Origin of the sequence: Pseudoalteromonas sp. GW168-MNA-CIBAN-0100 (assembly GCF_040309225.1) — a bacterium.
GTDB classification, from domain to species: Bacteria; Pseudomonadota; Gammaproteobacteria; order Enterobacterales; family Alteromonadaceae; genus Pseudoalteromonas; species Pseudoalteromonas arctica.
Genome location: NZ_JBEOOL010000975.1, coordinates 1 through 243 on the forward strand (window position 1 = coordinate 1; position 243 = coordinate 243).

1 protein-coding gene is annotated in these 243 nt (G+C 44.0%); it reads right to left on the reverse strand.

Annotated elements, in window-relative coordinates; all coding sequences use genetic code 11:
* On the reverse strand, positions 1-243 hold a 243-nt coding region (locus tag AAEY62_RS24245), incomplete at both ends, for a TonB-dependent receptor (RefSeq protein WP_350637021.1).

Below are 243 nucleotides of genomic sequence, written 5' to 3' on the forward strand. Positions count from 1 at the left end.
CACCATTAGTAGGCGGTAAGCGAACACATACAGTACTGTTTTGGTTACCACACTCGGCAGCATAAATTGGACCAAACTCTTCTTGGTCAATTTTATTGTCTTGGGTGATGCTCCACACATCAACACTTAAACCAAACTCTGCGCTAGGGGCCCAAATGAAGCCGACGTTCCAAGATTCAGACTCTTCAGGTTGTAAGTCTGCATTACCAGAGAATTGAATGTTGTAATCAAGTGCCTGACAGT